Raw genomic sequence first — 25,097 nt, forward strand, 5'->3', positions numbered from 1 at the left:
AGGACGGATGGTCCTCCGGTAAGGCCGGGCTCACACCGGCCCGGTGGTGCCTCGGATGAGGAGTCGGGTCGCCAGCTCGGCGGCCGGCGGCAGGGGGGGCGCCTTGGGCGCCCCGGAGTCGAGCCTCGTGTGCACGGTGGCGGCCGCCGCCCTGGCCAGCGCGCTCACGGGCATGGCCACCGTGGTCAGGGGCGGATTGGTCATCGACGCCATCGGGATGTCGTCGAAACCGACGATGCCGAGGTCGCCGGGCACCTGCACGCCGCGCTCGGTCAGCCGTGACAGCACGCCGAGCGCGACCAGGTCGTTGTAGGCGAACGCCGCGGTGACGCCCGCCGCGACGACCTCGTCGGCGGCCCGGTACCCGCCGGTGAACCGCGGCTCGTAGGGCCCGAGGTCGACCAGGTCGATGCCGCGTTCGGCGCAGGCCGTCCCGAGGAACTTGCGGCGCTGCCGGTTCGACCACGAGTTCGCCGGGCCGGACAGGTACGCGCACCTGCGGTGGCCGAGCGCGTGGACGTGCGCGACGGCCTGGTCCAGGCCGGGCTGGAAGTCCGGCAGGACCGAGGGCGCCGTCCGGCTGGTCCGGTAGGCGAGGACCACGTCGGTCTTGGCCGCGACGGCGCGCAGCCGCGTCCCGGACATGCGGGGGGCGCACAGGATCAGCCCGTCCACCCGCTCGACCATGGCCTCCGCCAGCCTGACCTCCGTCGCCGTGTCCTCGTCGGTGTCTGCCAGGAACACGGCGAACTCGGTGTCCCGGAAGTAGGCCTCGACGCCCTTGATGAACGGGGCGAAGAACGGGTTGGCGATGTCGGGGACGATCAGCCCGACGTTGCGGGTCCGCCCGAGGACCAGCGACTGCGCCGCCCGGTTCGGCTGGTAGCCGAGCCGCTCGGCGCATTCGAGCACGCGCTGCCGGGTTTCGGCGTTCACGAGCTCCGGGGAGTTCAGCGCGCGCGAGACCGTCGAAGGGGACACCCCCGCCAGGCTCGCCACCGCCCGGATCGAGGCCCGGGTTCCGTCTGCGCTCATGGCGACGATTATGAAAACGTTTGCGGAACAGTGTCAATGGCGGGCACGAAAAAGCCCCCGACCGCAACGGCCTCGTGATCTCGAGGCACCGTGCCCGGGGGCTACCGGTCAGGGGCTTCCGGCTGAGGGCTTCCGGCTGAGGGCTTCCGGCCGGGGTTAGGCCGCGTCCCGTCCGGCCCGCTGCAGCGCGGGCTCGTCCTCGACGTCGTCGCCGTGGACGTACCGGCGTCCGCGCAGCAGCGACACCAGGGCCGCGACCAGCGACATCGCGATCGCCATGCTGAACACGATGACGAGGCCGTGGTGGAACGGCTCGGAGATCAGGTGCGGGAAGTACGACCGTCCGGTCAGGGTGGCGACGTCGTCCGGCGCCAGGCCGCCGAGCACGTGGAACGGCGCGAGCAGGTTCTGGATCGGGTTGTAGCCGAGGAACGCGGCGAACAGCGTGCCGACCGGCGGCAGCTCGCCGACCTGCGCCGCCGGCCCGGCGGGGACGCCGTGCCGCGTCAGCCCCTGCGTCAGCGTCTTCGGCAGCGTGTCGGACAGGCCCGCGATCATCAGCGAGAAGAACACGCCGATCGACAGCACCATCCCGGCGTTCATGAACGTGGCGCGCATGCCGGACGCGACGCCGCGCTGGTCCGCCGGGACGGAGTTCATGATCGCCGTGGTGTTGGGCGCGGCGAACAGCCCGGAGCCGATCCCGTTGAGGAAGATCAGCAGCGCGAACGTGGGGTAGCCGAAGTCGGTCGGGATCACCAGCAGCCCGGCGAACGCCAGCGCCGACAGCACCAGCCCCCCGGACGCGAACGCGCGGGCGCCGTGCCGGTCGGACAGGTGCCCCGAGATCGGCCCCGCCACCAGGAAACCGGCGGTGAGCGGCAGCAGGTAGATGCCCGCCCAGAGCGGCGTGTCCGCGTAGTCGTAGCCGTGCAGCGGCAGCCAGATGCCCTGCAGCCAGATGATCAGCATGAACTGCATCCCGCCGCGCGAGATCGCCGCGAGCAGCCCGGCCGCGTTCCCCGCCGTGAACGCCCGGACGCGGAACAGCCCGAGCTGGAACATCGGCTGCTCGACCTTGGTCTCGATCCAGCAGAACAGCACGAGCACGGCGATGCCGCCGATGATCCCGCCGAGCACCCACGGGTTCGTCCAGCCCATGTCGTGCCCGCCGTAGGGCTGGATGCCGTAGGTGATCGCGGCGAGCAGCGAGGTCAGCCCGACCGCGAACGTGACGTTGCCGAGCCAGTCGATCTTCGCGGCGACCGCCTTCTGCGCGGTCTCGACCAGGCTCCGGTAGGCCCAGATCGTCCCGGCGATCCCGATGGGCGCGGACGCGAAGAACACCAGCCGCCAGTTGATCTCGCTGAGCAGCCCGCCCGCGACCAGGCCGATGAACGTCCCGGCGATCCCGGCGACCTGGTTGACGCCCATCGCCATCCCGCGCCGGTGCGCCGGGAAGGCGTCGGTGAGGATCGCCGCCGAGTTCGCCATCAGCATGGCGCCGCCGATCCCCTGGAACACCCGCCAGCCGATGAGCCAGATCGCCCCGGCGGTCCCGTGCAGCGGATCGAGCGCCAGGACGAGCGTCCCGACCGTGAACACCGCGAACCCGGCGTTGTACATCCGGACGCGCCCGAACATGTCCCCGAGGCGGCCGAGCGTGACCACCAGCACCGCGGAGACGAGCATGTAGCCCATCAGGATCCACAGCAGATAGCTGACATTGCCCGGTTCCAGCGGATTCAGCCGGATGCCGCGAAAGATCGCCGGCAGCGAAATGATCACGATGGACGAGTTGACCGTGGCCAGCAGCATGCCGAGCGTCGTGTTGCTCAGCGCGACCCACGGATAGTGCTTGGACGGCACGCCGACTCCACCCCCGTCAGGTAGTTTCCTCCGCTAACTAATCATAGGCCGGGCATCCTTCGCCAGACCGGAAAAGGGGTCGCATCGGTCACCTCCGCGCCCGTACCTTCTCCCCCATGACGGGACGAATCGGCGTACTGACCGGCGCGGGGATCTCCACCGACTCGGGCATCCCGGACTACCGCGGCCCGTCCGGCGTCTGGACCCGCGATCCCGAACTCGCCGCGCTGTTCACCCGCGAGCACTTCACGAACGACGCCGAGGTCCGGCGCCGCTTCTGGCGCACCCTGGACCTGCACCAGGGCGCCCGTCCCAACGCCGCCCACCGCGCCATCGCCGGCCTGGAGCGGACGAAGGCCGTCCGGGTGCTCACCCAGAACGTCGACGGCCTCCACCAGAAGGCGGGCTCAACGCCCCGCAAGGTTTTGGAACTCCACGGCACGCTGGCCACCACGTCCTGCACCCGATGCCGCGCCGAGTCGGCGACCGCCGAGGTCCTGGCCCGCGGCGAGGACGACCCGGGGTGCCCTTCCTGCGGCGGCGTCCTGCAGCCGTCCATCGTCCTGTTCGGCCAGTGCCTCGACTCCGGCGTCCTGTCCCTGGCGGGCGACATCGCCCGCGCGTCCGAGGTCTTCATCGCGATCGGCAGCTCCCTGACCGTCGCCCCCGCCGCCCGCCTCTGCGCCATCGCCGCCGAGCACGGGGCCCGGTTGATCATCGTCAACCGGGACCCGACCCCCTACGACGCCCTGGCGGACGAGGTCGTCCGCGCCCCGATCGCCGAGGCCGTCCCCGCCCTCTGCACGGAACTCGCCGCCCTCTAGGATCCGGCCGGTGAACGGCAAACACCGGCTGGACCTGGACGACGAACGCCTCATCGCGTTCTTCCGCGAACGCCACATCTGCACACTCGTCACCCTCCGCGCCAACGGGACCCCGCACTCGGTCCCCGTCGGGACCACCCTGGACGGCGACATCGTCCGCGTGATCACGTCGTCCGGCTCGGCGAAGGCCCGCCACGTCCGCGACACCGGCGACGCGGGCCTCCCGGTCGCCGTCACCCAGGTCGACGGCCGGCGCTGGGCCACCATAGAAGGCCGAGCGTTCCTGAAAACGGACCCAGCCTCCGTAGCCGACGCCGAACGCCGCTACACGACCCGCTACAAGCCCCCACGCCCCAACCCGAACCGAGTCGTCATAGAAATCACCGCGACCCGCGCCATGGGCAACCTCTAACTGCGGGCCAAGTCGCAATCCTGACGCAACCGAAGGCGGGCGAACGAGCCTCGCCGAAAAGCCTGCCGTTCCCTCAGCCCGAGCCCAGATCCCAACCCCCGATCCAAGCGGGCACCCCCAAACACGGCCTAGATGTACTGACCACAGAGGTTGTGGACGTGGCAACTCGCTGATGATCTGGGCGTGTGGGAGGGCCTCCGGGTTCGGTGTGGATTGCGAGATCTACGTCCGGCCTTCAGGAGGCCCTCAGGAGGCCGTCATGGCCCACCGTAACGCCCCGCTGAAGCGGCGCGACCACCATTCGGCGCCGTTCGAACCGCGATTGCGAGTTGTCGCCGAACCGCCCTTGCGATGCCGAGAATTGTGCCCGGCAGGGCGGGAACCGGAGCACTCATTAGCGTCTCCAACGGCACTCCTCGGGTCCCGTGACACCGTCCCCGGGACATGGAGCTCACGCTGGAGGCGTCCGTGTCCAGGCCGGTCAGCGGAATGGTGGTTGGAGGAGCGCACGGTATCGAGGGCATTGGTGTCGCCGATTTGACCAAGGTCAACCGGCAGTACTGATCCCTGATCGCCATGGTCATTCCAGCTGCCCGGCTACAGCCGCATTGGGCGTCGGCCGACCGTATCGGCAACCCGGCGTCACCGGAAAGCACGTGAAGTTCGCTGCCTGGCCTACCTGGCCTGCCTGTCGTGCCTGGTCGTGCCTGTCGTGCCTGTCCTCCTGGATCGGCTGGCGCCCTGGTCAGGATGCCCCTGTTGTGCCGACCAGGGATGTCGACGACGGCATGTCGGCCATCAGGACCATGATCGCCGGGTATCCAGCCGCCACTGATGGCGCTGCAGTCGGTCCAGTTCCGCCGGCTGGCTGTCGGCCGTGGTGAAGCAGCGGGGGTGAACGGCGGGGCGAGGTGAACGAGGCGGGATGAACTGGGCGGGGTGAACTGAGCGGGGTGAACTGAGCGGGGTGAACTGGGCGAGGTGAACTGGGCGAGGTGAACTGAGCGGTCTTTGCCGGGGTCCGCGGGGTGGGCGTTGCTGGGCGTACTGTGCCTGCGCCGTCGATCTGGAGGGCGCGCGCCAGAGCCGGAACGCGATTCGGGGCCCTTGGCGACCGGTCACGGGTTGCGCGAAGCAGGCGTGCTACTCCGTCGAGCGCGTGCCTGGTTACGTGAGTGCAGGTCGCACTGCGCGTTGCTCGCCCAGGCATCGAATCGTGCGGGCGGCTCAGCGGCCACCACTGGGTGATCGAACGAACGCTGGCGTGGCCGGACTCGGTGGGATTTGGCGGTCCACAGGTTCGAGGGGGTTCGCGACGCAGGTGCGGGGTGGGGGTCGTCGGGCGGGAGGAGGCGGTAGACGTATCGGCCGACTCGGTCCCTGGTGATGTTGATCTGTGTCGGATTGGCGTGTTTGAAGCGGTTGTGCCAGCCGCAGCAGAGAGTGAGCTTGTCGATGTCGGTGGGGCTGTGACCAAGGGCCCAGCCGTTGACGTGGTCGACTTCGCACAGGGTTCCGGGGACTTCGCAGCCCTGGACGGCGCAGGTGGAGTACAGCGTGTGGAGAACCTGTCGCTGGGCTGGGCTGGCGATCCTTTGCCGGTGGCCCAAGTACAGAGGAGTGTTCCCGCGTCCGAGGATGAGAGCCGACACGCCGGCTGCGAGGGCGATGCGGCGTGCCTGGGCGGCGGGGATCGGGGTTCCGTCAGTCAGTCGGGCTGGAACTCGTCCGCCGGTGAGGGTTTCGAGGTCGCAGATGACGGTGACCCTGGTGGCCTTGTGCCCGCCTGACAGGACGCTCGTCAATGCGGCCGCAGTGCGTTCGGACAGGTCACGCCGGTCGTCGGCACCGGCGGGTTTGGCCAGGGGCGCGAGGGTGCCGTCCCAGATCGCGGCGTCTTCGGCGTTGAGCCAGCCTTTGACGTAGCGTCCGCCGTCCAAGGACCGCGTCGTGTCGAGCCAGGAGCGCTCGTAGCCGCGGAGAGTGTCGTCGTCGGGCGTCCGCTCCGCCCCGTCGCGTTCGGCGATGAGGTCGGTGATCTTGTTGCCGAAGGCCGCGACCTTCCCGGCGGAGAAGCCCTGCCCGGCCAGGTCGAGGAGGATCTCTTCGGCGGCTGCGCAGTCGGCGTCGTTCAGCCGTACGACCGCAGCGGCGATGGTGGAGGCATATCCGTAGGAGAGGTCACTCGCGGCGAGTCGACGCGCAACGTGAGGGAGGCGGCGACTCTGGCGGGCCAGGTGGAGGCGTTCTTTGGCGCGAGCCTCGCGCATGCCGAGCCGGGTGCGCAGCCACGCCAACGTCGACGGCAGGCCCCACCGGCGTGTCTCCGCAGAGGCGTCGACCCGTCCGATCAAGGCGGCCAGCGCGCTCTCATGCTGGTCGGTGGCGCGCGCGAGCGTCTCGGCCTGAGCCATGCAGACGCTCGGAGAGGCAGACGCCTCACGCCGGGCGAGTTCGGCGGCGATCGAAGCAGCCGTGTCCACCAACGCACTGGTGGACATCGACGCAACTTCGATCTCACTCGAACACATAACTCCATGCTATCGAATGATCACACCTCAAATCCCTCAACCCAGGTGAGAATACTAAGACCTCAAAGATAGCCAGCAGACCACCTGCCATTACCGCTATCGGCGCACCCCAGAGCGCCAGACAATCACAGAAGATCAATCATTTGCATGAACCATCCCGAATTGACCACTTCGTCGCCGCTGCTGCCGGAGCACCAGGCCGACGACTCATCCGCCGCCAGCCCCGCAAGGACAGCAACCCCGCACCTACCCGCAGTTAGAGCACCCTCCACCAACCATCGACCCCAGCCGAAGTGACTCCAGCCCACAACTACCGGCACTGTGTGCACCGACCCGCCAGGGGCCACCGCAACCGGGCGACTACCGAAACCACACTATTCCGGCAAAAGACCGCCGCAACCATGGCCAGCGACAGAAGACCCGCTAGCGACGCCGGCCGATCTACGCGCCTTTTGCTTACCTATCTGCGATGGCTCTTCATTTCGACTTTTGAGATTGAGAGTACTTTATGGCTTGATGCGCGATTGGCTTTCAAGCAAACCGAACTGGCGCAAAGGTGATCATCGGGGGCCATCCTGGCCTGTGAGGGCACGCCCGCAAGCACCCGTCTATGCACCTCATAAGCACAACTATCCCGTCGGCTCGCTCAACTCGGGTCACTGGACGCGATTGCGGTCGCCGCTCCCCTCAACACAGACGGGCCCCACAATAATCGCCAGTAAAAGCGATCAAGCCTGGCCATTAGGAATCACGGAGTCGTTGCTCAGGCTTAAGTTCGATGGATCGTCGACCAGTCACCACTGAAAGGACTGGAAGGACACCTGGAAGACTATCTGCCCTGCCGAAGACCTCGCCGCCCGGCACAGCCCTTTCCCATATATTGGACACTTTGTCTTGCTCCTTGAGCGGTGCACCGTTCAGAAGCCTTCGAAGCGAGGACAAGATAATTCATGCGGACGCCAACTCATGGGGTTCGAGCGTCAGTGGGTTAGGTTTGTCGTATCCGCAGTGCCGAGGAGCGTCGGGGTGGTCTCGACCGCCGGCATGGGCGATCTCGTGAGGCCGATAATGGTCCCGGAGTGATTCTTTAATGGTCCGTCGACAGAGCTGGATTCTCCGGTTCAGTAGGCGTAGGCGACTTCGCAGCCGGTGGTGCCGTTCGGATCCTCGATGAAGCTGCCCTCGGTCACCCTTCCGAAGGAGTCGAGCCCGTTCAGGCATGCATAGCGCGGCTCGTCGCCCCTGCTGAAAGCGATGGCCGTCAGCGTGTTCGGCTTATGTGGAATGGTTTTGGTGATGTGGATCGGTTCACCCTCCGAAAAGGAGAAGATGAGGGTGCTCGGCGGTTGGGTCCTCTTCATCGCACCGTAGCCCGTCCGGCCATCCGGGTTCATCGCTGCGGTGGTGACCGGCCCGGAGCCGGCCTCCTGTCGGAACAGGACGCGGCCACCGCGCAGGTCGGTGCCTGGTGCGTTGGTGTCGAGCACATGCACGGTGACGTTGTCGACTGCGCGTCCGATAGGTGGGTGCATTTGCCCTGGCTGGATATCAGAGCCGGGAGAGGTGTACGAGTGGACGTCGCTGACGGTGTAGCCGAGCGTGCGGCTGTCTCCGGCCCAGACGATCTCGCCGATGACGGACGGGGCGACCGTGCTCCAGGTTCGGTTGTGGCCTGAGCCGATGTCGAGGACGGTCACCTTGGCGCGTGGTTCCGCACGCTGCTGAGTGTGGCTCGTGCAGGGAGCCTGCGCGTAGGCGAGCCGCTTGCCGTCCGGGCTGATGGCCAAACCGGCGACGCGAGCGGGAACGGGTTCGTCGCGAAACGACTCGATGCTTTCTGCGTGGCCGTCGTCGGTCAGCTTGAAGCGGTAGAACCGTGATTCACACGGCCTTTTTCTAGTGCCGACCACTACGAGTGTTCCTTTGGGGCCCGCAAGGATTTCCCGTGCTTCACCGGCGGACGGCGATGGCGGCTCGACCGAGTTCACCGATCGTGTCCGGCCGTCCGGCTGGATTGCGCGCACCTGGAGCCATGTTGCGGGGCCGTCGTCCGGTGGGCTTTCCGCCATCCGTCCGACTGTGAGCATGAAGCGGGGACGCCGGTCATTGCCGTGAGAGTCTTCGGACGGGACGCTGTCGTCCGCCAGCACTTGCACCGCGGCGATGGACGCCGCGACCGATGCGGCCATCGCGATCGGTGCCGCCCAGCGTCGTACCCGCCACGACAGCGGCTCGCGCTCCTGCGAATCGTCCCGTTCGTCTGCCATCTGATGATCATGCCGTCCGCGGGGGCCGGCGCGTGGCCGTTCCGGCAGAACGGCCTCAACGTGCAATTATCTGCCAGGTTCCTCGCCGGGTGGGCAAGGGGTCAAGGCGGGTGATCTGTGTGCGAACGATCGTAGGGCTGCCGGAACGGTCAGGTTGCCCTTGAGTCCGGGCAGGTCGAAACGGGTATCGAGCACACCGGGGTATGAGTTTGAGGTAAGCCTCGCTTGGCGTTGAGCTCATTTCACGTCCCACGGTCGGGGCGATTACCGTACTCCTCTGCGCGCGAGTCGCTCCGCGCCCTGCTGGGCTGTGGCAACCGCCGCCTGGCCGAGGCTGATGCCGCCGTCATTGGGTGGGACGCGATGGTGGGTCAGTACTTCGAACCCTGCGTCTGACAGGCCCGATACTGCGCGCTCCAGGAGAAGCATGTTCTGGAACACTCCGCCGGAGAGGGCGACCACGCCGAGTCCTCTCTCCTCCCGGATGCGCGATGCCGCGTCCACGATCAGAGTCGCGACGCCGTTGTGGAATCGAGCCGCGATCACGGGGACGGGGACGCCTGTTTTGAGATCGGCCACCACCGCGTCCAGGAGGTCACGGCCCATGATGGTGAATTCGCCGGTGATGGTCGCGGAGTATGCGGTGCGTTCGGCTGGGTCGGCGCGCTGCTCCAGTTCTATCGCCGCCTGGCCCTCGTAGTTGATCCGGTCACGGACGCCGAGCACGGCGGCGACCGCGTCGAAAAGGCGGCCCATGCTGGACGTGAGGGGTGCGTTGATGCGGCGTTCCGCCATTTCCGTGACGGTGGGCCAGTCGGGACGGCGGGCTATCGGGAGGTCTTCGGGGACGCCGTAGGCGGCCGCCATGCGCCACGGCTCGCGGATCGCGGCGGCGCCACCCGGCATCGGAACCGGTTCCAAGTGGCCGGCCCTTTCGAAGCCGCGCAGGTCTGCGACGAGGAATTCGCCGCCCCAGAGGGTGCCGTCCGTGCCGTATCCGGTGCCGTCGAACGCTACGCCGATCACCGGGCCGTCCACGCCGTTGTCTGCCAGGCAGGACGCTATGTGCGCGTGGTGGTGCTGGACGGCGACGGACGGCATGGCCTGCTCAAGGGCGTACTTCGTCGACAGGTACTCGGGATGCGGGTCGTAGGCGACGAGTTCCGGGGTGATGTCGAAGAGCCGCCGGAAGTGCTCGATGCCCTCCTCGAAGGCGCGGAGGGTTTCGTAGTTCTCCAGATCGCCTATGTGGTGGGAGATGAACGCCTGTCCGTCGCGCGCCAGGCAGAACGTGTTCTTCAACTCGGCACCGCACGCCAGGACGGGGCGTCCTTTCGCGACCGGCACGGGTTCCGGCGTGTAGCCGCGGGATCGCCGCACCGGCAGCGTCCGCCCCTGGAAGATCCGCACCACCGAGTCGTCGGTCCGGACGTGGATGGGACGGTCGTGGAGCAAGAAGGCGTCGGCGATGTCACGAAGACGTTCCAAGGCGTCGTCGTCCCGGTACGCGATCGCCTCGTCCGAGACGTTTCCGCTGGTCAGGACTACCGGTTCGGTGACGAGAAGGTGGTGCAGCGGAGTGTAGGGCAGCATGAGCCCGACGTGTCCGCTGCCGGGTGCGACGGCACCGGCGAGTGCGGCGTCCGGGTGGCGGCGGGCCAGGACGATCGGGCGGCGGGGGCCGGTGAGCAGCGCCTCCTCCGCGTCGGAGAGCACGCACAGCGTCCGCGCGGCGGCCAGGTCGGGGACCATGACGGCGAACGGCTTGTCCTCGCGGTGCTTGCGGGCGCGGAGCGCGGCGACCGCGTCCTCGGACGCCGCCCGGACGGCCAGGTGGTAGCCGCCCAGGCCCTTCACCGCGAGGACGGCCCCGGCGGCGAGCAGGGCACGGGCGCCCGGCAACGGCTCTCCGGCGTGCGGGCGCAACGTGAGGGACGGGCCGCACGTCGGGCAGCACACCGGCTGGGCGTGGAACCGGCGGTCGGCCGGATCCCCGTACTCGGCGGCGCACGGCCCGCACATGGTGAAGCCCGCCATGGTCGTGCGGGGGCGGTCGTAGGGGACGTCCTTCACGATCGTGAAGCGCGGCCCGCAGTTCGTGCAGTTGATGAAGGCGTATCCGTAGCGCCTGTCGTCCGGGTCGCGCATTTCGCGCAGGCAGTCGTCGCAAGTCGCGGAGTCCCAGGACACGAGCGCGCGGCGCTCCCCCGACGCGTCGCTGCCGACGATCGTGAAGCCGCCGCGTCCGTCCGCGCGGAGTTCGCGCGTGGTGACCCGCTGGACGACGGCGAGCCGTGGCGGGCGTGTGCGCAACCCGTCCAGGAACCGTCCGACCACGGCGGGCGCGCCCTCGACCTCGATGAACACGCCGCCCGCGTCGTTGCCGACCAGCCCGGACAGCCCGAGGCCGGTCGCGAGCCCGTGCACGAACGGCCGGAACCCGACGCCCTGCACGAGCCCCTCGACACGGACGCCGACCCTGACATCCACTCCGCCATTCTGACACGGAGTGTGATGAGTCGAGTGCGCTACGCGCACGAGGGGCTGGATGTCGGGGAACGCAGCTCGCGGGCCTCGGTGAAGGCGCACCGCCGCTGCCAGTGGCGCAGCGCTGCCGTAGCGGTGTCGCCGGACGGAGGCGTGCATCTGGCGCGCGGCCTGCCGCATTCAGGGGTGACCGTCCGCGATGTGCACCTCGCCCCGGTGGTAGATCTTCGCGCCGAGGTCGAAGAGCGCGTTCGGGGTCGGGCCTTCGGCGATGCCGCACAGCAGGGCAGGCACACCGTCCGCGTGGCCGTCAGTGTGCTCGGGGATCGTCCGGTCGGTCTCGTTTCAGCCCTGAGCAGCGTTACGGGCGAAAGATCATTCCGTCTCGCCGGTGTAGGCGGCGATGGTGCGGTCCGCGCAGGCGCGGGCCGTGGGCCCGTCGGCGCCGGACGCGACGTGGGCCGCGTACCAGGCCTCGCCGCTCTGCCGGGTGAACTCCTTGCCCTCGTCCGTCAGGGACCAGTCGGGGCCGACCTCGTCCGGGGCGCTCTTGCCCGTCGCCAGGTGCAGGGCGAGGCCGAGGAGGCCCTGGTCCCAGCCGATGCCGACGGCGCCGGGGCCGAACTGGTTCCAGATGTCGTCCCCGACGTGGGCGATGTGCTCCAGTTCGAACCGGGTCCGGCCGTCCGGCTCCGGAGCCAGCCGGACCTCGATCCAGGAGACCTGGCCGCCGTACTCCCAGGTCGCGAAGAAGCTCTTGGGCGGATCGCAGCGTTCGATCGTCCCGCCCGCGTTGCCTTCGAACTGGTAGCGGCCGCCGAGCCGGAGGTCGCCGGAGATCGGCAGGAACCAGCGCGGGATGCGCTCGGGGTTGGTGACGGCGTCCCACAGGTCCTCGACGCCGGTGTCGTAGACTTGGCCGACCGTCGCGGTGCGCGCGGTGCCCGCCTCCAGCACCCGCTCGCCGACCGTCCGCCGGACCGCGGTGACCTGCCCGGTTACTTCGATCATTGTTCGCTCCCTGAGTCGTGGCGGCGTGCGCGCTTGCCCCGGGCGATCTCGGTCGCCAGGGCGTCCAGATGCGGGGTCCAGAACCGGCGGAAGCGGTCGAGCCAGGCGTCGACCTGCCGCAGCGGCGCGGAGTCGACGGCGTAGAGCCGACGCGTCCCCTCCGCCCGCACCACCGCGAACCCGCTGTCGCGGAGCACCTTCAGATGCTGCGACACCGCGGGCTGCGAGATCCCGAACTCCTCCCGGACGACGGCCGTCAGCTCGCCGGACGACCGCTCGCCGTCGGCGAGCAGCTCCAGGATCCGGCGCCGCACCGGGTCGCCAAGAACATCGAACGCGTGCACGACCCCAAGCTACAGCCTCGACTTATATAAGCCAAGCCTTAATTAGGATCGTCCATCACGCGCTGCACGTCCGCCCAAGAGAGCCGGGCAGCGACCGTAAGGGCGGCGGGGGGCCTTGCCTCGCCGAGTCGCGCCGAAGGCGTGGCGGGCTAGGGCCGTGAACGCCAGGTAGAGCGACGTGGCCATCGTGAGCGGCTCCTGCGCGAGCCAGACCCGCAGGGCTGCCGGCCGGCCCGCCCCGCGAACGGGCCTTCTGGCGTGCTCGCGCCGTTCAGCGTGACCGCGTGACGCGCCCGTCCCGGCCGGGGTGACGTGCCTCGTCCCGGCCGGGGTGACGCGCCTCGTCCCGGCCGGGGTGACGTGCCTCGTCCCGGCCGGGGTGGCGGGTGTTCCCGGCGAGATGAGGAGCCGATCGAGTCCGGAGGCACATGTTCATCCTTCCCAAAAGAACGCGTGCCCCGAGGGTCATCGGCTGCTTGTGGACAACAGGTCCTCGAACGGCACCGGATTCTCGTACGGGTCCGCCTTGGCCGGGGCCGGGCGTGCCTGCATGAGGGCGGCCAGTTCGGCGCCGGCGCGGGTGATGCGGTCGGGCAGGGCGCTTTCGGCGGCGCCCCAGTCCTCGGAGGCCGCGTACACGGCGGTCGGGACGACGGCGGCGCGCAGATACGCCAGCAGCGGGCGCATCGCGAAGTCGATGGCCAGGGAGTGGCGGGCCGTGCCGCCGGTGGCGCCGAGGAGTACCGGCCTGCCCTCCAGGGAGTCGCGGTCCAGGACGTCGAAGAACGTCTTGAACAGGCCGCTGTAGGACGCGTTGAAGACGGGCGTCACGGCGATGAGGCCGTCGGCGTTGGCCACCGTCTCGACGGCGGCGCGGAACGGCCCGGACGGGAAGCCGGTCAGCGTCGCGTCGACCATGGCGTGCGCGTGGTCGCGCAGCTCGACGGTCTCGACGGCGACCCCGGGGCCGGGGCCACCGGACAGGGCCTCGGCCGTCGCCGCGGCCAGCCGGTCGGCGAGCAGCCGCGTCGAGGACGGCTGCCCGAGACCGGCGGAGATGACGGCGAGGGTGCTCATCGGGCCTCCTCCGCGTTCGTCGGGAGGGCGAGGCGGTCGGCGTGGGTCGGCGGGCCCGCGGGGACGTGCGCCGGGCGCAGCGCCTCGAACTCCTTGCGCAGCACCGGGACGACCTCCTCGCCCAGCATGTCGATCTGCTCCAGGACGGTCTTCAGCGGCAGCCCCGCGTGGTCCATCAGGAACAGCTGGCGCTGGTAGTCGCCGAAGTGGTCGCGGAACGACAGGGTCTTCTCGATCACCTGCTGCGGGCTGCCGACCGTGAGCGGCGTCTCGGCGGTGAACTCCTCCAGGGACGGCCCGTGCCCGTAGACGGGGGCGTTGTCGAAGTACGGGCGGAACTCTCGGACGGCGTCCTGGGAGTTCTTGCGCATGAACGCCTGCCCGCCGAGCCCGACGATCGCCTGGTCGGCGGAGCCGTGCCCGTAGTGCTCGAAACGCTGCCGGTACAGGCTGATGAGGCGCTGGAAGTGCTCCTTCGGCCAGAAGATGTGGTTGGCGAAGAATCCGTCGCCGTAGTAGGCGGCCTGCTCGGCGATCTCGGGGCTGCGGATCGAGCCGTGCCAGACGAACGGCGGCACCCCGTCCAGCGGGCGCGGCGTCGAGGTGAACGACTGGAGAGGCGTGCGGAACTTGCCCTCCCAGTCGACGACGTCCTCGCGCCAGAGGCGGTGGAGCAGGTGGTAGTTCTCGATGGCGAGGGGGATGCCGTCGCGGATGTCCTTGCCGAACCACGGGTAGACGGGGCCGGTGTTGCCGCGTCCCATCATCAGGTCGACCCGGCCGTCCGCGAGGTGCTGGAGCATCGCGAAGTCCTCGGCGATCTTCACCGGGTCGTTGGTGGTGATCAGCGTCGTCGCGGTGGACAAGATGAGCCGCTCGGTGCGGGCCGCGACGTAGCCGAGCATCGTCGTCGGGGACGACGGGACGAACGGCGGGTTGTGGTGCTCGCCGGTCGCGAAGACGTCCAGCCCGGCCTCCTCGGCCTTGAGGGCGATCGCCACCATGGCCTTGATCCGCTCGGCCTCGGTCGGGACGCGTCCGTTCGCCGGGTCGGGCGTGACGTCGCCGACCGTGAAGATCCCGAACTGCATGCCGGCCTCCGAAGTAGTAGAACGTTCAATCATCTTACCGGAACCGAGCGGACCCGGCCCGTATTCCGGCCCGCCGGGCGGCCCTCCTAGCGGTCGCCCGCGGCGTCGCGTTCGAGCGCGTCGCCCGCGACGTCGCGTTCGAGCGCGTCGACCAGCCAGGTGTTGATCGTCCCGGCGGTGGCGGGCTCCCCGGTGACCTCGCCGAACAGCGTCCAGTACCGGCGGAGCCGCGGATCCTGCTCCATGGCGACGGCGGGCAGCAGGGCGCGCCGGAAGCGGGGCGTGTCGCGCTCGTCCCGCCCGGCGGCGTGGGCCGCGACGAAGCGGTCGAGGGCGGGGCCCGGGCCCGGCTCGCCGCCCGCGGCCACCAGCGGGGCGGCCAGCGCGGCCGCCTCGCCGAGGCCGGCGATCAGCGTCGGCTCGTCGCGCACCCGGTCGGCGTTCACCCGGCCCAGGGCGCGCAGCTCGCGCAGCAGCGGCCGGTCGCCCGCCACCTCGACCATCCCGGCGAAGGCGACGACCTGCGCGGGCGCCGGGTCGGCGGGCGCCTGCGGAACGCTCGCCTCCAGGAACGTCCGCACCGCCTCGTCCGGCAGCGGGACGAGGATGCGGCGGCGCCAGAACTCCAGCAGGACGTCCCGCGCGGCCGGGCCGTCCTGCACGGCGGCGAGCAGGTCGAGGCGCGCCGCCCGCTGCGCCGGGCTCACGTCCTCGACGGCGCGGAGCGAGGCGCGGCGCCAGGCGAGCGCGGCCAGCTCGGCGTCGACGGAGCGGCGCTCGGCGGCGACGGCCTCCGCCAGCGAGCGGTCGCCGGCGAGGACGGCCGCGATCGCGGGGAGGCCGAGCCCCAGGGCGCGCAGCCGCCGGACGAGCCGGAGCCGGTCCACCGCCGAGCGGTCGAACCGCCGGTGCCCGCCGGCGCTGCGCCGGGCGTCGATGACGCCTTCGTCGCAGTAGAACCGGATCGTCCGCACGGAAACGCCGGTCACCGCAGCCAGGTCCCCGATGCCGAGTGATGTGTCGTCCGTCACACTCAGTTGAACCTCCAGCAGACTGGAGGTCCTAGCTTACGAGCGCGAGAGGAAAGCCCGGAAAGTTCCGCGGAGTGCCGCGCAGGAACGCGGAGGCCGCGGAGAGAGGAGACGACGTGCTGGACGCCGAACGCTTCAAGGAGGGGCTGCGCGAGCATGCCCGCGGTCTCGCCGCCGCCGGGGCCGCCGGTCCGTCCGCACGGGTGCCGACCTGCCCGGAGTGGACGCTGCGCGACCTGGTCGGGCACGTCGGCCAGGCGCACCGGTGGACGAGCCACCTGATCCGGACCGGCGGGACCGACGTCCTGAACGAGCTGCCCCGCACGACGCCCGACTCCCCCGCGGACTGGCCCGGCTGGCTGCGCGACGGCGCGGCGGAGCTGATCGGCGCGTTCGAGGCGAAGCCGGACGGGTCGGTCGACCACCCGCTCCTCGGGACGTGGCCGACCGTCATGTGGCTGCGCCGGATGGCGCACGAGACCGCCGTCCACCACGCCGACGGGGCGCGCACGGCGGGAACGCCGTTCGCGATGGCGCCCGACCTCGCCGCCGACGCGATCGACGAGTTCCTCGGGCTGATCACGTCGGTGACGGCGGCCGCGCACAAGCCGGAGCTGGCCGAGCTGCGCGGGACGGGCGAGACGCTGTGCCTGCGCCCGGCGGAGCCGTCCCTGCCGGGGTGGCTGATCACCCGCACGCCGGACGGGCCGGTCTGGGAGGGCGGGGCGCGGGACGCGGACATGACGATCACCGGCCCCGTCCAGGACCTGCTGCTGGTGTTCGCCCGGCGGCTCGCCCCCGACGACGCGGCCGAGGTGAAGGTGACCGGGGACGCGTCCCTGCTGGACCACTGGCTCGCCCGCACGGCCGTCTGACCGGCGCGCCCGGCCACACAGCCACGCCCTGCCACCCAGCCACGCCCTGCCACGCAGCCGCGCCCGGCCAGGCGGGGGCGGTCGGGCGCGGTCAGGCGGGGGCGTCGGCGGGGGCGAGGACGGCCTGGATCTCCAGCCCGATCGTGATCTCGTCGCCGAGCATCACCCGGTCGCCCTGCAGTGGGACGTTGAACTCGATGCCGAAGTCGCGGCGGCTGATGGCGGCGGTCGCGGTGAAGCCCGCGCGCAGCCCGCCCCACGGGTCGGATCCGACGCCGTGGAACTCGGTGAGCAGCCGGACCGGACGGGCCACGTTCTTGATCGTCAGCTCGCCGTCGAGGTGGTAGCGGGGCGAGCGGGCGCGGCGGCCGACGGTGGCGCGCTCGACCCCGGCGCCGGTGAACGTCATGATCGGGTGCCGCTGGACGTCCAGGAAGTCGGCGGAGCGGACGTGCTCGTCCCGCTCGGCGCTGCGGGTGTCGATCGAGCCCATCCGGATCTCCGCGCGGGCGCTGGAGTCGAGGGGGTCGGCCCCGATCACGACCTCGCCGCCGAAGTCCGGGAACGAGCCGCGCACCGTGGTCATCAGGTGCCGGATCGTGAAGGTGATCTCGGAGTGGACCGGGTCGATGGTCCAGCGGCCGGCTTCGAGGTCGGAAACCTCGGCACCCATGAAAATCCCCCCAAATAGTGACAACCAGGAAAAACTACCTCAAATCCCACCTGGTCTGACGGGCCGCCCTGGGGGAATGCTCGGGTACATGATCGGTGAACACGTCCTCGCCGGGTACGTCCACGACGCGGGCGGCAGGGAGGCGCTCGACCTCGCGCGCGGCATCGTCGCGCTGACCGGCGGCCGGCTGAGCGTGGCGACCGTCCACCCGCCGGACCTCCCGGCCGCCGCCGGTGAGGCCCGCGCCGTACTGGACCAGCTCGCCGACCTGCTGGACGACCGGCCGGCCGACCTGCTCCTCCAGGAGGGGCGCAGCGTCGGGCGCGGGCTCACCGTGCTCGCCAGCCGGATCGGCGCCGACCTGATCGTCGTCGGCTCCCCCGACGGCGGCGCCCGCGGCCGCATCGGCGTCGGCGCGGCCGCCGACCACCTGCTGCACTCGGCGACCGAGGCCGTGATGCTCACCCCGTCCGGTTACTCCCCGCCGGACGAGCTGGGCCGGATCACCGTGATGTACGTCCGGCGGCCGCAGTGCGACGAGGCCGTGATCCGCGCGTCACAGGCGGCCGAGCGCCTGGAGGTGCCGCTCCGGCTGGTCACCCTCGCCATCGGGGACGTGCCCGCCGACCCGCTCCGGGACGACCTGGCGCTCGCCATCCGGCTCGCCCTGGACTCCGCCGACCTGCTCCCCGAGGAGGTCTCCGCCGAACTCGCCGAGGGCGACGACGTCGCCGACGCCCTCGGCGACGTGGACTGGCCCGAGGGCGAGCTGCTCGTCTGCGCGTCCAGCGAGGACGCCGCCGCCCACCGCGTCTTCGTGGGCGAGGTCGCGCTCAAGGTGCTGCGCGCCGCGCCGTGTCCGGTCACCGTCCTTCCGCGTGGCTACTACTGAGTAGTCCCTTTTGACCGTTTCAACGGAACAGCTTGCCGCCCACGCTTTACCTCTACTACATTCCGTCGAGATCGGAACGTGACCATTGGCACGAGGGGCGTTCCGTCCCCGGTCGGGCGCACCCTGCCCGAACGAGCGAGGCGCAGGGGGAGCGAGATGGACTCGATCGGCAAGAAGCTGCTCGACATCGCCACGAAGGAGCTCGGCTACACCGAGAAGGGCGACGGGTACACCAAGTTCGGCGAGTGGTACCGCAAGAACGTCGACGGCGACCACGACGAGTACTTCTCGACCGCGCCCTGGTGCGACATGTTCCTCGCCTGGGCCGCCGACAAGGCGGACGTCACCGACCAGGCCGGGCAGTTCGCCTCCACCGTCGAGCACGCCCAGTGGTTCAAGAAGAACGACGCCTGGGGCCACGACCCCGAACCCGGCGCCATCGTCTTCTACGACTGGAGCGGTTCCGGCGACATCGACCAGGTCGACCACGTCGGCATCGTCGAGAAGGTCGACGGCCGCACCCTCCACACCATCGAGGGCAACGCCGACGGCTACAAGCTCATGCGCAAGACCCGCGACATGGACGCCGTTGTCGGCTTCGGCTACCCGTCCAAGATCAAGGTCGAGGCCAAGTACGCCCCGCGGCACGCCGCCCCCGCGCCCACCGTCGACAAGGTCGGCGCCCCGGTCACGTCCACGAACACCCACGAGGCCGCCGAGCACAACGGCGCCGCCGAGCAGCTCCCCGCCCAGGACGTCGTCCTCGGCGGCATCCTCGCGTTCATCCTCTGCGGGACCGTCGCCCTCGCCGCCGGCCGCGCCGCCGCCGCGAAGGCCCCCACGTCGCCGCCCATCCGCGTCCGCAAGCGCGGCAAGCACCACCGCCCGTCCACCCCGGTCGCCCTCCCCGCCGGCGTCACCCCCGCGGACCTCGACGCGGCCGACGCCGGCACCACCCTCATGCCCGCACTCTCCCTCGCCGCCGCCCACGAGGCCGAGGACCGCGAGTTCTGGGGCCGCATCGCCCACCTCGAAGAGGACAAGGAACTCGACTTCTGGAACACCCTCCACGCCGAGCTCACCGAGTCCGAGGACGCCCAGTACGCAAGCACTCCCGGATTCCGCTAGAGTTGTCCGTGCGAGCCCGGGGGGCGACCCCCGGACCGGTACGCGGACGTGGCTCAGTTGGTAGAGCATCACCTTGCCAAGGTGAGGGTCGCGGGTTCGAATCCCGTCGTCCGCTCTGAGAGGCCCCATCAGGCCTCGCTCTGGTGGAGTGGCCGAGAGGCGAGGCAACGGCCTGCAAAGCCGTGTACACGGGTTCAAATCCCGTCTCCACCTCGCAGCACGCACAAGGGCGATTAGCTCAGTGGGAGAGCGCTACCTTGACACGGTAGAGGCCACTGGTTCAATCCCAGTATCGCCCACTTCGGAGTTGGGAGTGGTGTGGTCGGAGCTTGGGGCTCCTTCCCCGCCACTCCTTCGTCGTTTTGCCCGGGGGGCGACCCCCGGACCCCCGGTGTGGGGGCTTCGCCCCCACGCCCCCTCCCGGCTCAGGTCCTTGATCAGGTGCGGGGGGCCTTCGGCTCGGGTCCTTGATCAGGTGCGGGTCGGTGGGGCGTCCGGCTCAGGTTCTCGGGGCTCTGCGGGCGGGGTGGGGCGTCAGGAGTCTGTCCATCAGGACGTGCATGTGGTGGCGGAAGGCGGCCACTGCCTCGGGGTTGTCGGCTCTCTTCATGCCCTGGGAGCGCTCCAGGACGCCTGAGCCCAGGAAGCCGTGCACGCACCAGACCATGGTCCCCAGCAGGTAGTACGGGTCCACGTCCGGCGGGACCACGTCGCGGATCTTGCGGGCGGTCAGGGTCAGCAGCGGACGGGCGTAGCGGTCCTCGAGCTCCGCGATGTCGGCGGCGTCGTCCACCCAGCGGTGGGCCCACAGGGAACGGTTGTGCGGGTGCGCCACATGGAAGTCCAGGTAGGCGTCCACGATCTGGTGGACGGCGGCCCGGCCGGGTTCGGCGCCGGACACCACCGCTTCGAGCATCGTCCGCTCCGCCTCGAACGCCCGGTTCATCACCTCCAGGTAGAGATCGCGCTTGTCCCCTGCGACCGCGACGATCGCCGAAGGTTCCACCCCCATGGCGTCCGCGATGAGCCGCAGGGACGTGCCGTCATAACCGAGTTCGCTGAACAGCCGGGTCACCACGTTGATGACCTGCTGTCGGGAGACGGCGTTCGCCATCCCGTCACCGTACGCAAGCTAAAGGGCCCGACCCGTAACGAGACGGTCAAGTCACCGCAAATCGAATGTCAGCCGTAGGAAGCGATGGTGCGGGCGTGAGCCGACAGGACGTGAGTGAACAGAGAGGGAGCCTGCGAACCGGCCGCGTCGGAGAGGACGTCCGGGGTGAGGTTCCAGTCCGCGCCCACCCACGAGTCGGCGATGGCGTCCTCGCTCGACGGAAGGTTGTTGCACGTCTGGCGGAGCCGGACGGCGCGCACTGACTCGGCCGCCGGGGTGTCGGTCTCCACCAGCAGGACCGGGACGCCGGCCGCCGGGCCGTCCTCCACCAGGCGCAGGAGCTCGTGCGCGTGCTCGCCGTCCAGCGCGGCCCCGGCGTCGAGGATCATCACCAGGCGGACGGGCGGGCCGCCGCCGGGCAGGTCCTGGTCGTCGCCGCCGATCCGGCGGAGGTCGACGAGATCGAGCAGGCGCCGCATCCGTTCGGCAGCCCCGGTGCCGACGGCCACGCCGCCGCCCAGCAGCCGCGCGGTCGTGGCCGGGTCGAAGCCGTGCAGCCAGCCCGCGCCGGACAGCCCCGCCGCGTCGATCACCTCCAGGCCGACGAGCCCGGGCGGGGCCGCGGCCAGGAACCGGGTGGCGAGGGACCAGGCGAAGGCGAGGGAGTCGCCGGGCATCGTGCCCCGCGAGATCCACACGCCGCGCCGCCAGGGCAGCCGCAGGACGAGCGGTATCCGCAGGCCGGGCAGCTCCGCGGTGGACAGCCGGCCGAGCAGGACGCCGTCGGCCAGGTCGGTGCGGGGCCGCCAGGTCAGCCAGGACGGCGCGTCGAACGGCGCGACCTCCGCGGCGACGTGCGGCTCCACCCGGACCAGCTCGTCGCGGAGCTGCCCGGCGTCGGCCCGCAGGCGCTCGTCGGCGGCGGCCATCAACTCGTCGAAGCGTCCGCGGGGCCGCCGTCCGGCGATCTCCTCGTTCCGGACGGTCAGCGCGTGCTCGGTGGCGGAGCGGAAGGCGGCCAGCGAGCGGCTCGCGTCCTCCCAGACGAGCCAGCACCGTTCGAGGTAGTCGACCTCCGTGGTGGACGGCGGCTGCGACAGCGGTGCCTGCGGTGTGGGGGGCGGGGTGGGCTGCGGTGGTGGGGTCGGGGCGGTCGGTTCTCCCGGGTCGTCGACCTCGATGCCGTGCGCCGCGAGCAGTTCGGCCAGGCCGCCGGCGTAGCCCTGGCCCACGGCGCGCACCTTCCAGCCGCCGGCCCGGCGGTAGACCTCCAGCCCGATGATCGCCTTCTCGGGGCCGAGGCCCGGGACGGTGAACGCGGCCAGCGCGGCGCCGCCGCCGCCGGACAGCCGGACCTGCGGCGGCGGCATCGTCCCGAACGGCGCCGTACCGGTGAGGCTGACCGCGATCAGCACCGCGGCGACGTCGGCGGGGACGGCGTCCAGGTCGAGTTCGAGGCGCTGGCCGCCGCCGTCCGTCCAGCGGACGCCGGGCGCCCGCGGGGCGTTGAAGAACACCAGGTCCGCGTCGGACCGGACGCGCAGATCCGGTCCGACGAGGAGGGCGCTGACGTCCACGGGCGCCGCGCAGGACGCGGTCGCGGTCACCCGCCGGGCGGGCAGCGCCGCGTTGGCGCCGCGGGTGAGGTCGGTCATCGGCGGGTCAGGCGTGGGCGGCGATCGCCGGCAGCATGTCCTGGAACGTGCGGCCGTGGGACGGCTCGCCGATCGCGTTCATCTTCCAGCCGCCGCTGTGCCGGTAGATCCGGGCCATCACCATGGCGGTGTGGGCGCCGCCGCCGGTCAGCGTGTACCGGGCGAGTTCGCCGCCGTCCATCTCGTTGACCACCCGGCAGAAGGCGTTCTCCACCTCGTTGAAGGTCTGGCCGTTGAACGAGCTGACGGTGAACACGAGCGAGGTGACGTGCACCGGGAGGCGGTTCAGGTCGACGATGACCGACTCGTCGTCGCCGTCGCCCGCGCCGGTCAGGTTGTCGCCGGTGTGCCGGACGGATCCGTCGTCGCTGACGAGCTTGCCGAAGTAGACCACGTCGGCGAGGCTCTGGTCCGCGAACAGGACGCAGGACGCGTCGAGGTCGATGTCCCGCTCGCGCGAGCCGAAGAAGCCCTTCTTCTTGACCGCGTCCCAGCCCAGGCCCATCCGGACCATGCTCAGCGCACCGCCGGGCTTCTCCAGCGAGATCCGCTGGCCCTTCACCATCGAGACCGTCACAGCCGCCGCCTCCTCGCTCTCCCCTGTGCCGCGCTGACCCCGAGAGCGCGCCGGCCCGAACGCACCGCGCGCCCAGCGGCGGGCGGTGCGAGCAAAGCCTTGCAGCCGATCCGCCCGTTGTCACCTGATCCGCCGCACCCGGCGGCCGGTGCGGGACGAGTGCTCCGCCACGGCCGACGGGGCGACCCATGACGGGAACACGGTGAAACGGTCGGCTTCACCCTCAACGGCCCCGCCCGCACCGCCTGCACGGCCGTGTGACCCGTCCGGGGCCCGGACGGGTCACGCGGTCACAGGCCGAGGCGTCCGGCGTGCCGGGCGAGGAAGGCGATCACCTCGGCCTCGGGCTTGTCGGGAAGGCCCCACATGATCTCGGTGACGCCGGCCTCGTCCCAGGCGGCGATGTCCTCGGGCGAGGGCCGCATGGAGGCCAGGACGGAGATCTCCGGGCGGCCGGTGCGGCCCGCGTCCGTCCAGGCGGTGTGCAGGGCGGCGACCTTGGCGAGGATGTCCCGCTCGGTTGGGGTCGTCATCCAGCCGTCGGCGTGCGCGGCGATCCAGGCGAGCGTCTTCGGGCCTCCGCCGGCGCCGATCAGCAGGGGGATGCGGGCCTGGACGGGCTTCGGCCACGCCCAGGACGGGCCGAACGAGACGAACTCCCCGGAGTAGGACGCCTCCTCCTCGGTCCACAGCGCCCGCATCGCCTCCACGTACTCGCGCAGCACCGTCCGGCGCTTGCCGGCGGGGACGTGGTGGTCGGCGAGCTCATCGGTGTTCCAGCCGAACCCGGCGCCGATCGTGACGCGGCCGCCGGACAGGTGGTCGAGCGTCGCGATGGTCTTGGCCAGCGTGATCGGGTCCGACTCCACCGGCAGCGCCACGGCCGTCGCGAGCCGGATCGTGGAGGTGACGGCGACCGCGGACGCGAGCGAGACCCAGGGGTCCAGGGTGCGCGTGTAGCGGTCGTCGGGGAGGGTCTCGTCGCCCGTGCCGGGGTGGGCGGCCTCCCGCTTGATGGGGATGTGCGTGTGCTCGGGCACGTAGAAGGAGTGGAACCCGTTCTCCTCGGCGGCCCTCGCCGCGGCGGCGGGCGTGATGCCCCGGTCACTGGTGAAGAGCACGATGCCATGGCGCATGCGTCCGATAGTAGAACGTGTTCTATAGGCGGTCGCGGGGGCGGTCGGCGATGTTGACACCCTCGCAGGCAGACCGTACGGTTCGCGGTGATTCACGGTTGCCCGAGGGAAATCCGGTGAGATGCCGGTGCGGACGCGCCACTGTATCCGGGACGACGATCCCGGGAGCCAGGTCGCTCGGGTGGCCGCGACCTCACTGTCCGGGACGCGCTAGATTCCCTCTGGAGGCTCCGTGAGCACCATATCTGCGCGATGCAGCTCCGCTCGCTCCATCCCCCTTCCCCGCCTCGTGCCCTGGCTGCTCGCGGTGCCCGCGCTGCCGCTGATCGGCTACCTCCACGCGCTGATGCACGACGGGCGGCCTCTGCTCGGCGCGCCCTGCCACTAGGCCGCCGCGTGGTACGCACGTCGGGCGGCCCGTTCCATGGCGGCGGCCTGAACGGGGTGCTGCTCATCCGGCACGCGACGACGGCGGCGATGCGGGAGGCTCGGTTCCCCGCCGCCGACGACGCCGACGCGGGCGGCCTGGCCAGGGCGAGGGCCCTCGCCGGGTCGCTGCCGGACGGCCCGGCGTGGACGTCGCCGGCCCGCGCCGCGCGGCAGACCTGCGCCGCGCTCGGTCTCGACGCCCGGCCGGTCGCGGCGCTCGCCGAGGCCGACCACGGTTCCTGGGCGGGGGTCCGGTACGCGGACGTCGATCCGGGCGAGCTGGACGCCTGGCTGTCCGATCCGGGCGCCGCGCCCCACGGCGGCGAGTCCCGCCGCGAACTCGCGGCGCGGGTCGGGGCGTGGCTCGCCGGACGGCCGTCCGGGGTCGCGGTGTGCGACGTGGGCGTCATCAGGGCCGCGCTCTGCCACGCCCTCGGGCTCAGCGTCCGCGCGGCCGACCGGATCGATCTCGCGCCGCTGTCCACCACGCGGCTCGCCGCCGCCCGGGACGGCTGGCGGGTCGCCCACGTCAACCGGCCGTACCTCCGCCGCCCGCACACCGACCGCCCGCACATCAACTAGAAGGCGGTTCCTTGAACGCCCGGATGAACGCCCGGATGAACGCGCGGCTCGTCCCGC

22 protein-coding genes, 3 tRNA genes and 1 riboswitch are annotated in these 25,097 nt (G+C 70.8%); of the genes, 10 read left to right on the forward strand and 15 right to left on the reverse strand.

Annotated features, from left to right (window positions below):
• Positions 1-30: 30 nt before the first annotated feature.
• Positions 31-1,035, reverse strand: coding sequence for a LacI family DNA-binding transcriptional regulator (locus ACA511_RS27140; RefSeq protein WP_375027434.1), 1,005 nt, complete (start codon positions 1,033-1,035; stop codon positions 31-33).
• Between the two features lie 156 nt (positions 1,036-1,191).
• Entirely contained in the window at positions 1,192-2,904 is a 1,713-nt protein-coding gene (locus ACA511_RS27145) for an MFS transporter (protein WP_375027435.1), read from the reverse strand.
• 116 nt (positions 2,905-3,020) lie between these two features.
• Here ACA511_RS27145 and ACA511_RS27150 point away from each other — a divergent pair, with 116 nt between their 5' ends.
• Together ACA511_RS27150 and ACA511_RS27155 are read left to right on the forward strand one after the other, a co-directional pair.
• The gene (locus tag ACA511_RS27150) at positions 3,021-3,728 is read left to right on the forward strand and encodes an NAD-dependent deacetylase (RefSeq protein ID WP_375027436.1); all 708 of its coding nucleotides are present in this window, start codon (positions 3,021-3,023) and stop codon (positions 3,726-3,728) included.
• 10 nt (positions 3,729-3,738) lie between these two features.
• Positions 3,739-4,140: a PPOX class F420-dependent oxidoreductase gene (locus tag ACA511_RS27155; protein ID WP_375027437.1), complete on the forward strand. Its 402-nt coding sequence runs from the start codon at positions 3,739-3,741 to the stop codon at positions 4,138-4,140.
• Between the two features lie 1,118 nt (positions 4,141-5,258).
• Here the strand turns inward: ACA511_RS27155 and ACA511_RS27160 are convergent.
• From ACA511_RS27160 to ACA511_RS27195, 8 genes are all read right to left on the reverse strand, one after another.
• A complete protein-coding gene (locus tag ACA511_RS27160; protein ID WP_375027438.1) occupies positions 5,259-6,641 on the reverse strand; it encodes a DUF222 domain-containing protein in 1,383 nt (460 codons plus the stop codon).
• Between the two features lie 1,151 nt (positions 6,642-7,792).
• Entirely contained in the window at positions 7,793-8,938 is a 1,146-nt protein-coding gene (locus ACA511_RS27165; protein ID WP_375027439.1) for a hypothetical protein, read from the reverse strand.
• Positions 8,939-9,202: 264 nt separating this feature from the next.
• Positions 9,203-11,428: a carbamoyltransferase HypF gene (hypF, locus tag ACA511_RS27170; protein WP_375027440.1), complete on the reverse strand. Its 2,226-nt coding sequence runs from the start codon at positions 11,426-11,428 to the stop codon at positions 9,203-9,205.
• Positions 11,429-11,800: 372 nt separating this feature from the next.
• The gene (locus ACA511_RS27175; RefSeq protein WP_375027441.1) at positions 11,801-12,436 is read right to left on the reverse strand and encodes an SRPBCC family protein; all 636 of its coding nucleotides are present in this window, start codon (positions 12,434-12,436) and stop codon (positions 11,801-11,803) included.
• Positions 12,433-12,780: an ArsR/SmtB family transcription factor gene (locus tag ACA511_RS27180; RefSeq protein ID WP_375027442.1), complete on the reverse strand. Its 348-nt coding sequence runs from the start codon at positions 12,778-12,780 to the stop codon at positions 12,433-12,435. The genes ACA511_RS27175 and ACA511_RS27180 overlap by 4 nt, the downstream gene beginning before the upstream one ends.
• A 465-nt stretch (positions 12,781-13,245) precedes the next feature.
• Positions 13,246-13,857: an FMN reductase gene (locus ACA511_RS27185; RefSeq protein ID WP_375027443.1), complete on the reverse strand. Its 612-nt coding sequence runs from the start codon at positions 13,855-13,857 to the stop codon at positions 13,246-13,248.
• On the reverse strand, positions 13,854-14,948 hold the full coding sequence (locus ACA511_RS27190; RefSeq protein WP_375027444.1) for an LLM class flavin-dependent oxidoreductase: 1,095 nt from the start codon (positions 14,946-14,948) through the stop codon (positions 13,854-13,856). The genes ACA511_RS27185 and ACA511_RS27190 overlap by 4 nt, the downstream gene beginning before the upstream one ends.
• Positions 14,949-15,034: 86 nt before the next feature.
• Positions 15,035-15,979: a MerR family transcriptional regulator gene (locus ACA511_RS27195; RefSeq protein WP_375027445.1), complete on the reverse strand. Its 945-nt coding sequence runs from the start codon at positions 15,977-15,979 to the stop codon at positions 15,035-15,037.
• A 74-nt stretch (positions 15,980-16,053) separates the two neighbouring features.
• Here ACA511_RS27195 and ACA511_RS27200 point away from each other — a divergent pair, with 74 nt between their 5' ends.
• The gene (locus tag ACA511_RS27200; protein ID WP_375027446.1) at positions 16,054-16,854 is read left to right on the forward strand and encodes a maleylpyruvate isomerase family mycothiol-dependent enzyme; all 801 of its coding nucleotides are present in this window, start codon (positions 16,054-16,056) and stop codon (positions 16,852-16,854) included.
• Between the two features lie 91 nt (positions 16,855-16,945).
• Here the strand turns inward: ACA511_RS27200 and ACA511_RS27205 are convergent, their stop codons facing one another.
• A complete protein-coding gene (locus tag ACA511_RS27205) occupies positions 16,946-17,527 on the reverse strand; it encodes a YceI family protein (protein WP_375027447.1) in 582 nt (193 codons plus the stop codon).
• An 88-nt stretch (positions 17,528-17,615) separates the two neighbouring features.
• Here ACA511_RS27205 and ACA511_RS27210 point away from each other — a divergent pair, with 88 nt between their 5' ends.
• The 5 genes from ACA511_RS27210 (at position 17,616) to ACA511_RS27230 (ending at position 19,846) form a co-directional block, all read left to right on the forward strand.
• Complete coding sequence (locus ACA511_RS27210; protein ID WP_375027448.1) at positions 17,616-18,419, forward strand: universal stress protein; 804 nt, start codon at positions 17,616-17,618, stop codon at positions 18,417-18,419.
• Positions 18,420-18,575: 156 nt separating this feature from the next.
• Complete coding sequence (locus tag ACA511_RS27215) at positions 18,576-19,547, forward strand: CHAP domain-containing protein (protein ID WP_375027449.1); 972 nt, start codon at positions 18,576-18,578, stop codon at positions 19,545-19,547.
• 42 nt (positions 19,548-19,589) lie between these two features.
• Positions 19,590-19,662 (forward strand) — tRNA-Gly (locus ACA511_RS27220).
• Between the two features lie 27 nt (positions 19,663-19,689).
• Positions 19,690-19,760: transfer RNA gene (locus tag ACA511_RS27225), tRNA-Cys, on the forward strand.
• A 14-nt stretch (positions 19,761-19,774) separates the two neighbouring features.
• Positions 19,775-19,846 (forward strand) — tRNA-Val (locus ACA511_RS27230).
• A 200-nt stretch (positions 19,847-20,046) separates the two neighbouring features.
• Here ACA511_RS27230 and ACA511_RS27235 read toward each other — a convergent pair.
• The 4 genes from ACA511_RS27235 to ACA511_RS27250 all read right to left on the reverse strand — a co-directional run bounded on the left by ACA511_RS27235 (position 20,047) and on the right by ACA511_RS27250 (position 24,029).
• Positions 20,047-20,661: a TetR/AcrR family transcriptional regulator gene (locus ACA511_RS27235; protein ID WP_375027450.1), complete on the reverse strand. Its 615-nt coding sequence runs from the start codon at positions 20,659-20,661 to the stop codon at positions 20,047-20,049.
• Positions 20,662-20,729: 68 nt separating this feature from the next.
• Positions 20,730-22,316 carry a TerD family protein gene (locus tag ACA511_RS27240; RefSeq protein WP_375027451.1) on the reverse strand — a complete coding sequence of 529 codons (1,587 nt, stop codon included), beginning with the start codon at positions 22,314-22,316 and terminating at the stop codon, positions 20,730-20,732.
• A gap of 7 nt (positions 22,317-22,323) precedes the next feature.
• Positions 22,324-22,893: a TerD family protein gene (locus tag ACA511_RS27245; protein WP_375027452.1), complete on the reverse strand. Its 570-nt coding sequence runs from the start codon at positions 22,891-22,893 to the stop codon at positions 22,324-22,326.
• A 290-nt stretch (positions 22,894-23,183) separates the two neighbouring features.
• Positions 23,184-24,029 carry an LLM class F420-dependent oxidoreductase gene (locus ACA511_RS27250; RefSeq protein ID WP_375027453.1) on the reverse strand — a complete coding sequence of 282 codons (846 nt, stop codon included), beginning with the start codon at positions 24,027-24,029 and terminating at the stop codon, positions 23,184-23,186.
• A 112-nt stretch (positions 24,030-24,141) separates the two neighbouring features.
• A riboswitch (cobalamin riboswitch) is annotated at positions 24,142-24,202 on the forward strand.
• Between the two features lie 59 nt (positions 24,203-24,261).
• Between ACA511_RS27250 and ACA511_RS27255 the strand changes: the two genes are divergently transcribed.
• Positions 24,262-24,417: a CbtB-domain containing protein gene (locus ACA511_RS27255; RefSeq protein WP_375027454.1), complete on the forward strand. Its 156-nt coding sequence runs from the start codon at positions 24,262-24,264 to the stop codon at positions 24,415-24,417.
• Between the two features lie 8 nt (positions 24,418-24,425).
• Positions 24,426-25,040, forward strand: coding sequence for a histidine phosphatase family protein (locus ACA511_RS27260; protein ID WP_375027455.1), 615 nt, complete (start codon positions 24,426-24,428; stop codon positions 25,038-25,040).
• The last annotated feature ends 57 nt before the right edge of the window (positions 25,041-25,097 follow it).

The sequence above is a fragment of the Actinomadura sp. GTD37 genome (assembly GCF_041951365.1).
GTDB lineage: Bacteria > Actinomycetota > Actinomycetes > Streptosporangiales > Streptosporangiaceae > Spirillospora.